The following is a 3,775-nucleotide window of genomic DNA, read 5'->3' as shown; positions in this document are numbered from 1 at the left end:
CATTTCATCCCCATGTCTGAAGCCAGGGGCTTTCATGCTCCGATTTTCGGTAATTCCGGAACAATAGTAAACCAAATCTTTCGTTCAGTACAGGACATTACATCGAAATTATCGTAACCTCGCAATGCTCCTGCAATCACTTTTAATTGGGAACAGGCTTCTAAAAACTGGTGGTCAATACAGTCAGGCATAAAGACCATCAATGCTTGAGCATCTTCAGCACGTCTAATAATTTCAGCACGGGGAAGAGTCTCTTTCGTTTGGTTAGCAATGACCGTAGTATACTTGCTCAACCGTTCAATAATTTCTGGATGTACCCAATGGGTAATGACGATTTTTGGTTTCATGTTTCAATCAATTTTTGACGAAGAAAATTACTTAAAGCATCCACTAAAGTAACCATTACTAGGACAACGATTAATAAAGCAGAAACTTCTTCGTATTTGAGTAAACGCAATGCACCGATAATTTCAAATCCGATGCCTCCTGCACCAACAGCCCCCAATACCATCGAAGCGCGAAAATTATATTCCCACCGATAAAAACCCACATCAGCCATTTGAGGAAACACTTGAGGTAAAATACTATGCCAGATAATTTGTAATGGATCTGCACCAACGGCTCGTGCCGCCTCAATGGGAGCTTCATCGGTATGTTCGATCGCTTCAGCAAAAAACTTGCCAATCATTCCGATTGAATGTAATCCTAAAGCTAATACTCCTGGAAGGGTACCAAATCCCACAGCGGCCACTAAAATAATGCCCAAAATGAGTTCGGGGATGGCTCTGGTAATATTGAGTGTCATCCTAGCTATCCAAAAAACAATTGGATGGGGAGTCGTGTTTTTAGCCGCAAAAAAAGCAATGGGAAGAGATAGGGCGATCGCTAAGGCTGTTCCTGCAATACTCATGGCAATGGTATCAATTAGAGGTTCGATCCAATCGGGAGCCCGACTAAAATCAGGAGGTAACATTTCGCCAAACATTCCGAAAAAATCGGGGATTCCTCGGGAAATACGCTCTATATCCAGTAAGCCAACCAAAACAAAGCTGACTGCAATAATCCCCCCTATGATAAGAATTTTTACTAGCAACCCTAACCAAATTCTCTGTTGTTGTCGTAAAAGGCCATCATATTCCGTTCTAGAAGTTGTCATCGTTTTTAATTGTACAATTTAAGTCAATACGACTCCGTTAGGTCTAAAAAATTTATGGGACATTCCGTGTTTGGGGAATATAGGAAGAATTAAGCTTAAAACGTGATTGTTTCTTCCCACTTTTCCCCGAAAAAGAGACTACTTGCTCAATTGAGCAAAATCTAAATCGAGCATTGTCCCTAATTCGCGCACTACATCATAATCTTGATCCTCAATAGGGTCAAAACCTTGGGCTTTAAAAGGTTTCAATACTTCTGGGTCTTTTAATTCTGTAAACGCCTGACTAATTTTGGTTTTCAGTTCAGGATCGAGATCCGAGCGCATTGTCCAGGGATATTGAGGAAAAGGCTTAGATTCAGCAATCACGACCACTTTGTCGGGATCGATTATTCCTTTTTCTATTAAAGATTCAAAGATGGGTTGACTCAAACCCCCTGCCTGAGCATTCCCTTTCTCTACTGCAACCGCTACCGCATCATGTGCGCCTAAAAACACCTCTTCATAGTTTTCTTCGGCTTTGAGTCCCTTTTCCACTAACATTGATTTGGGAATTAAATGGCTAGAAGTAGATGCTTGATCGCCATAAGCCATGGTTTTATTGGCAATATCCTCAAAACTATCTACGCCGGCTTCTTTATTCCCAATAACCACCGCTTTATAAGTGGTAGAACCATTCTTATTCATGGCAGCAAACGCCTCAACATTGCTCTTCGTTTTGGCAAGCACGTAGGATAGTGGACCAAAATAAGCTAAGTCTAAACGGCCTTTACTAGCCGCTTCAATCATTGAAGAGTAATCCGTACTGACAAATAACTCCACCTCTTTATTTAATTGAGATTCTAGATAAGCTTCTAGTTTCTTGTTGTTTTGGATAACGGTACTCGCTGACTCATCTGGCAAAAGAGCAACCACTAACTTACTGGGATCTGAATTAGCTGTTTGAGTATTCGTGTTTGTTCCTTCATCAGATTGATTAACAGATGGATTACTACAGCCGACTAAGGCCAATAATACTGTTAATCCTACAGCACTTAAACTGTTTTTAATTCTTAAAGTCATCATTACTTTAACTCCTCTAAATCAACGAATAAATGAATCGAAAAATAAATTGAATCAATCAGTTTCTCCCACAGAAGCTACACCATTCACCGACTTTTCGGTGGATAGAAAGATGTCACTTCTGTTGTTACTAAAGGCTTTTTTTGGTAGATTTTTTCTACTCCAAAAGATTTTAATTGTTCGGGACTGCCATCAAACACGACTTTTCCTTGTGCTACCCCAAGAATACGATCTGCATACTCCATCGCTAATTCAACTTGATGTAAGCTGACTAATAATCCTAGTCCATCTTCACGACAAATCTGACGCAAAAAAGATAGCACTTTACGAGAACTAGCCGGATCTAAACTAGCCACTGGTTCATCAGCTAAGATAAATTGTGGTTGTTGAGCTAATGCCCTAGCAATCCCAATTCTTTGTTTTTCTCCTCCACTGAGAGCTTTAACTGGATTCAAAGCTTTCTTCAACAACCCAACTCGTTCAAGACAATCTAAAGCTAAATAACGATCTTTTTTTGGCAAAGGAAACAAACTACGAAAGGTAGAATGATAAGCTAAACGTCCGAGCAAAACATTTTGCAAAGCGGTATTTCGTTCAATTAGTTGGTGTTGCTGGAAAATGATTCCCGTGTGTTTACGATGTTCTCGTAGCACTTTGGGATGCTTGATATTTCCTAAACCATCTACTTCGATTTGTCCCGTAGTAGGTTCAATTAGATAATTAATACATCGCAACAAAGTCGATTTTCCGGCTCCCGAAGACCCTAAAAGTACCGCAAATTCTCCTCTTGCTAACTGGACAGAAACACCTTCTATCCCAACAAATCCATTTTTGTAAGTTACGCCTACGTTCTTTAAAAAGATCATTACTTTAAATTCTTCAAATTTGCTCTTGATTGGAATTGTTAATTAGTTTTTAGCTTTGATAATCAAAAGTTATCACTCCTATTTCAAGAAAAGATTAAGAATAACAGAAATTTTCTTTAAATATTTGGGGGTAGTGATTTCCATGTAGGGTGTTTATCATTCTCCAATTTGGCGAAAAAATGTACACAGGTTTTATGTAAAAAAGATAGAAAAATAAGAGGAGAAATCAACTAATGAATATAATTAAGTTGATAAATTAGGTTAATATTGAAAAAGGATTTTGCGTTTAGAGAGCATAGATTGCCCTAAAATAGAGTGAACCCATGAGTCGAGATAATAACAGGAAACGGTATTAAGGGCTTTTTTCACAAAATCATGAGTTAGGGTAATCGGAATTAAAGGAATAGTGAGAATTAGAGAATGAATATCTTTGAGAGGACAGCGTTTAGAAATGTTTTTATAATGACCGAAGATAGATTCAAGAACATCAGAAGTAGCAAGAAGAGTTTGGTTGGATTTAGGCATCTCTTGTTGTAAATAAAGGAAAAGTTGATGTTTAAAGGAGTTAAGAGAGGTAGGGACATTGAACTGGGAGCGTGTCACTTTTGCGGGTGGGGTGTTAGTTAGCGGGCATTGTCTTACAACTAAGTCCTAACCTTATTTATCTCTAGTTGCTTCTTCAACTAAATCTGAC

At 38.6% G+C, this 3,775-nt stretch carries 5 protein-coding genes; all 5 read right to left on the bottom strand.

The window, feature by feature from the left end; all coding sequences use genetic code 11:
- Window positions 1–32: 32 nt before the first annotated feature.
- The 5 genes from P9B04_RS16650 to P9B04_RS16630 all read right to left on the bottom strand — a co-directional run bounded on the left by P9B04_RS16650 (window position 33) and on the right by P9B04_RS16630 (window position 3,606).
- Window positions 33–347 (bottom strand): hypothetical protein, encoded by a 315-nt coding sequence (locus tag P9B04_RS16650; RefSeq protein ID WP_342056106.1) that lies wholly within the window; start codon window positions 345–347, stop codon window positions 33–35.
- The gene (phnE, locus tag P9B04_RS16645; RefSeq protein WP_342056105.1) at window positions 344–1,156 is read right to left on the bottom strand and encodes a phosphonate ABC transporter, permease protein PhnE; all 813 of its coding nucleotides are present in this window, start codon (window positions 1,154–1,156) and stop codon (window positions 344–346) included. Before phnE ends, P9B04_RS16650 begins: the two co-directional genes overlap by 4 nt.
- Before the next feature lie 138 nt (window positions 1,157–1,294).
- A complete protein-coding gene (gene phnD / locus P9B04_RS16640; RefSeq protein ID WP_342056104.1) occupies window positions 1,295–2,218 on the bottom strand; it encodes a phosphate/phosphite/phosphonate ABC transporter substrate-binding protein in 924 nt (307 codons plus the stop codon).
- Window positions 2,219–2,301: 83 nt separating this feature from the next.
- A complete protein-coding gene (gene phnC, locus P9B04_RS16635; protein ID WP_342056103.1) occupies window positions 2,302–3,081 on the bottom strand; it encodes a phosphonate ABC transporter ATP-binding protein in 780 nt (259 codons plus the stop codon).
- Window positions 3,082–3,342: 261 nt separating this feature from the next.
- The gene (locus tag P9B04_RS16630) at window positions 3,343–3,606 is read right to left on the bottom strand and encodes a hypothetical protein (RefSeq protein ID WP_342056102.1); all 264 of its coding nucleotides are present in this window, start codon (window positions 3,604–3,606) and stop codon (window positions 3,343–3,345) included.
- Window positions 3,607–3,775: the final 169 nt, after the last annotated feature.

The organism is Crocosphaera sp. Alani8, assembly GCF_038442745.1.
Lineage (GTDB): Bacteria > Cyanobacteriota > Cyanobacteriia > Cyanobacteriales > Microcystaceae > Crocosphaera.
Note: the sequence above shows the minus strand (reverse complement) of the source record. Positions and strands in the feature narration are given on the sequence as shown.